Origin of the sequence: Streptomyces sp. NPDC060205 (genome assembly GCF_042728395.1) — a bacterium.
Taxonomy (GTDB): Bacteria; Actinomycetota; Actinomycetes; order Streptomycetales; family Streptomycetaceae; genus Streptomyces.
This window is the reverse complement of the sequence record NZ_JBHWZP010000509.1, coordinates 1-4,764: the sequence shown is the minus strand read 5'-3', so window position 1 is coordinate 4,764 and position 4,764 is coordinate 1. Positions and strand designations below refer to the sequence as shown.

Below are 4,764 nucleotides of genomic sequence, written 5' to 3'. Positions count from 1 at the left end.
CAACCCCCACCGGGCGCGCACCCGACGGTCCGGCCCGGGGCGCAGCCCCGCTTTTCAGGGGCGCGGGGAACGGCGCGAGCAACCCCCACCGGGCGCGCACCCGACGGTCCGGCCCGGGGCGCAGCCCCGGGTTTTGAGGGGCGCGGGGAACGGCGCGAGCACCCCCCACCGGGCGCGCACCCGACGGTCCGGCCCGGGGCGCAGCCCCGGGTTTTGAGGGGCGCGGGGAACGGCGCGAGCAACCCCCACCGGGCGCGCACCCGACGGTCCGGCCCGGGGCGCAGCCCCGGGTTTTGAGGGGCGCGGGGAACGGCGCGAGCAACCCCCACCGGGCCCGCACCCGACGGTCCGGCCCGGGGCGCAGCCCCGCTTTTCAGGGGCGCGGGGAACTGCGCGGCCGGCCCCCACCGGCCCGCACCCCACAATCCGCAGAACCCCGCGGGAGCGCTCGCAGGGTTAGAACTTGTTCCGCGGGGTGATGCCCAAGGACATGCCCGACAAGCCCCGCTGGCGGCCACCGAGCTTGCCCGCGATCGCCCGCAGCGCCGAGCCCGCCGGCGAGTCCGGGTCCGTCAGGACGACCGGCCGGCCGTCGTCGCCCCCCTCGCGCAGCCGCACGTCGATCGGAATCGAGCCGAGCACCGGCACGGTGGCCCCGGTGGTCCGCGTCAGACCGTCGGCCACCGACTGCCCACCCCCCGTGCCGAAGATGTCGACCATCTCGTCGCAGTGGGGGCACGGCATGCCCGCCATGTTCTCGACCACGCCGACGATCTTCTGGTGGGTCTGCACGGCGATCGACCCGGCCCGCTCGGCGACCTCCGCCGCGGCCTGCTGGGGGGTCGTCACGACCAGGATCTCCGCGTTCGGGACGAGCTGCGCGACCGAGATCGCGATGTCGCCCGTACCCGGCGGCAGGTCCAGGAGCAGCACGTCCAGGTCGCCCCAGTACACGTCCGCGAGGAACTGCTGCAGCGCGCGGTGGAGCATCGGGCCGCGCCAGACGACCGGCGCGTTGCCCGGGGTGAACATGCCGATCGAGATGACCTTCACACCGTTCGCCGACGGCGGCATGATCATGTTCTCGACCTGGGTCGGACTGCCGTCGGCGCCGAGCATGCGCGGCACGGAGTGGCCGTAGATGTCGGCGTCGACGACACCGACCTTCAGCCCGTCCGCGGCCATCGCCGCCGCGAGGTTGACCGTCACGGACGACTTGCCGACGCCGCCCTTGCCGGAGGCGACCGCGTACACGCGCGTGAGGGAGCCCGGCTTGGCGAAGGGCACCTCGCGCTCGGCCTGGCCGCCGCGCAGCGCGGACGCCAGGTCCTTGCGCTGCTCGTCGCTCATCACGTCCAGCGTGACGTCGACGCGCGTGACGCCCTCGACGCGCGCGACCGCCTCGGTGACGTTCTTCGTGATGGTGTCGCGCATGGGGCACCCGGAGACGGTCAGGTACACCGCGACCGCGACCGAACCGTCCGCGCCGATCTCCACCGATTTGACCATCCCCAGCTCGGTGATGGGTCGCTGGATCTCGGGGTCGTTCACCGTCGACAGTGCTTCACGCACCGCGTCTTCCGTAGCCATGGGTCGATGGTACGGCGCCCGGCCCGGGGGCCGGTAAGCCCCGTCACCGGTCGTCTACGTCACGTCCCCGGGGGTGTTCTGCCGGGAATACGCCACGCCGGGCGCCGGGCCGGTCGCCCGACCGGTTGCCGGAGCGGTCGATGAGCCGGTCGCCGGGCCCGTCCCCGTCACCCTCGCGGCGCCGTTCGTCCAGCTCCTTGACCAGGTCCTCCAGCTCGGAGCGGATCCAGTCCCGGGTGGCGACCTCACCGAGGCCCACGCGCAGCGCGGCGATCTCCCGGGTCAGATATTCGGTGTCCGCGATGGACCGCTCGTTCTGCTTGCGGTCCTGTTCGAGGTTGACCTTGTCGCGGTCGTCCTGCCGGTTCTGCGCGAGGAGGATCAGCGGAGCGGCGTACGAGGCCTGGAGCGAGAGCATCAGGGTGAGGAAGATGAACGGGTAGTTGTCGAAGCGCAGATCACGCGGCGCGGACACGTTCCACACCACCCACAGAATGATGACGAACGTCATCCAGACGATGAACCGGCCCGTGCCCAGAAAGCGTGCGATCCGCTCGGAGAGCCGTCCGAAGGCCTCCGGGTCGTACTCGGGCAGGAACCGGCGCCGCGGCGGCTGCGGCTGGTCGAGCCGCAGACGGGGCCGCGCGGGGGCGCCCGCCCCGGCGGCGGCCCGTTCCCGCGTCTCGCGCTCAGGAGCCATCAGCGGCCTCCTCGGCGCCCGTGTGCCCGCCGCCGGCAGCCGCGCCGGCAGTCGCGGTGGCTGCCGGTTCGCCGCCGGACCCCATCGCCTCCTCGTCCGAGTGGAACTCCCTCTCCCGCCAGTCCTCGGGCAGCATGTGGTCGAGGACGTCGTCCACGGTGACCGCGCCGAGCAGCGAACCGCTCTCGTCGACGACGGGCGCCGCGACCATGTCGTACGTGGCGAAGAAGCCGGCCACCACGGGCAGCACGGCCTCCGGGTCGAGCGGTCGCAGGTCGTCGTCGATGATCGAGCCCACCAGCGTGTACGGCGGATCGCGCAGGAGCCGCTGGAAGTGGACCGTGCCGAGGTACTTGCCGGTCGGGGTCTCGTCCGGCGGGCGGCACACGTACACCTGGGCGGCCAGCGCGGGGGAGAGGTCGGCGTTGCGCACCCGGGCGAGGGCGTCCGCGACGGTCGCGTCGGGCCGCAGCACGATCGGCTCGGTCGTCATCAGACCGCCCGCGGTGCGTTCCTCGTACGCCATCAGCCGCCGTACGTCCGCCGCGTCGTCCGGGCGCATCAGCGCGAGCAGCCGCTCCTTGTCGTCCTCCGGCAGCTCGCCGAGGAGGTCGGCCGCGTCGTCGGGGTCCATGGCCTCCAGGACGTCGGCGGCGCGCTCCTCCTTGAGCTTGCCGAGGATCTCGATCTGGTCGTCCTCGGGGAGCTCCTCCAGGACGTCGGCGAGCCGGTCGTCGTCCAGGGCCGCCGCGACCTCGGCACGCCGCTTCGCGGACAGATGGTGCAGGACGTTCGCGAGGTCGGCGGGGCGCAGCTGTTCGAAGGTGGCGAGCAGGTTCTCGGCGCCCTGGCCGTGCTCCTCCAGCGAGAACCCGGTGACCGCCGACCACTCGACGGTCAGCGTCTCGCCCTTGGCCCGCCGGAACGCGCCGCCGGTCCGCCCCTTCCGTACGAAGACCCGGTCGATCTCCCAGTCGCGGCGCGCGGGCAGCTGCTGGATGGCGATGTCCAGGACGGTGACCGTCTCGGGCGCCTCGCCGCTCTCCACGAGGGTGACGCGCCGGTCCAGGAGCTCGCCGAGCACGAGCCGTTCGGTGGGGCGCTGTTCGAACCGGCGGACGTTCAGTACGCCGGTGGTGATGACCTGGCCCGACTCGATGCCCGTCACCCGGGTCATGGGCAGGAAGATGCGGCGCCGGGTGGACAGTTCGACGACGAGGCCGAGCAGGCGCGGGGGCCGGCGTCCCACGCGCAGCATGGCGACGAGGTCGCGCACGCGTCCCACCTGGTCGCCGTTGGGGTCGAACACGGCGATGCCGGAGAGGTGCGAGACGAAGATCCTGGGGGCGCCTGCCGCCATCCGGGCGCCTCCTTCTGCGTACGGGCTTCGATGTACGGGCTGTGGTGTACGTGCTGGGCTTCGGGTGTTATGGAGTGTCATGTCCGCTCGGGTGGGCTTCAGGCTAGCCCGTCCCGGTCGGATACGCCCTGGTGAGCGGTGCGGACGGACTGACTCCGAGTGGCGTAGCGGACCCCGGTACGCTGCGGTACGCCGTTGAGGACAACCGCACGAGAGGCAGCGCCACCTGTGACTGCGAACCCCCGTGGACGAACCCGTAAGGCCGCGCTGGCGAGAACCGTGTGCGCGCTCTTCGTGGCGGGGGCAGGGGTGACGGGGTGCGGCGGTGAGGACCCGGACGCGGGGACGAACGGGGTCGGGAAACTTCCTCCCGCGAAGATCCAGAGCAGAACGCAGTCGGCCGCGGAGGCCGCCGGGACGGTACGGCTGTCCGGGGCCGTGGTCAGCAACAAACGCACCTACAAGCTGGACATGCAGCTCAAGAAGGGCGGCGGTACGGGGTCGGTGACCTCGGACGGTGTCACCTTCCGCCTGCTGCGGGTGGACGAGCACCTGTTCATCAAGGCCGACGCGGACTTCTGGACCCACCAGGACGGCAAGAGCGACGACAGTACGTCGGACACGGCCGCGGCGGGGAAGCTTGAGGGCATGTACGTGAAGGTGCCCAAGGGGGACCCCGCGTACCAGCAGCTCAGCGTCTTCACCGACAAGGACGTGCTGCTGGACGGGCTGCTGTCCTTGCAGGGCGAGCTGGCGACGGACGGGCACCATGAATTCAACGGCGTCCGTACGATCCGGCTCACCGGTGACAAGGGGTCCGGGGGGCGGATCGACGTCTCCCTGGAAGGGAAGCCGTATCCACTGCTCCTGGTCCGGGCCGGGGACGCGGGCACGATCCGTCTGACGGACTGGGGCCGCGACTTCGCCCTGAAGGCCCCGGACAAGGCGGACACGGTCGACTACGGCCAGCAACTCCCGTCGTCCTGACCCCGACCACCCACGACCGTCCCTCACCGTCTGCGGGCCGGTGGGGGTTGCTCGCGCCGTTCCCCGCGCCCCTGACAGGCAAAAGACCGGGGCGCAGCCCCGTCTTTCAGGGGCGCGGGGAACTGCG

General features: G+C 72.1%; 4 protein-coding genes. 1 reads left to right on the top strand and 3 read right to left on the bottom strand.

Annotated elements, in window-relative coordinates; translation table 11 throughout:
• Window positions 1–456: 456 nt before the first annotated feature.
• From ACFWGJ_RS42040 to ACFWGJ_RS42030, 3 genes are read right to left on the bottom strand one after another with little or no spacing between them, the layout of a single operon-like run.
• Complete coding sequence (locus ACFWGJ_RS42040) at window positions 457–1,590, bottom strand: Mrp/NBP35 family ATP-binding protein (RefSeq protein WP_387334229.1); 1,134 nt, start codon at window positions 1,588–1,590, stop codon at window positions 457–459.
• A gap of 43 nt (window positions 1,591–1,633) precedes the next feature.
• The gene (locus tag ACFWGJ_RS42035) at window positions 1,634–2,290 is read right to left on the bottom strand and encodes a DUF1003 domain-containing protein (protein ID WP_387334228.1); all 657 of its coding nucleotides are present in this window, start codon (window positions 2,288–2,290) and stop codon (window positions 1,634–1,636) included.
• Entirely contained in the window at window positions 2,280–3,650 is a 1,371-nt protein-coding gene (locus ACFWGJ_RS42030) for a magnesium transporter MgtE N-terminal domain-containing protein (RefSeq protein ID WP_387334227.1), read from the bottom strand. The genes ACFWGJ_RS42035 and ACFWGJ_RS42030 overlap by 11 nt, the downstream gene beginning before the upstream one ends.
• Before the next feature lie 228 nt (window positions 3,651–3,878).
• Here ACFWGJ_RS42030 and ACFWGJ_RS42025 point away from each other — a divergent pair, with 228 nt between their 5' ends.
• Window positions 3,879–4,637, top strand: a complete 759-nt coding sequence (locus ACFWGJ_RS42025) for a hypothetical protein (protein ID WP_387334226.1) — start codon at window positions 3,879–3,881, stop codon at window positions 4,635–4,637.
• Window positions 4,638–4,764 lie beyond the last annotated feature (127 nt).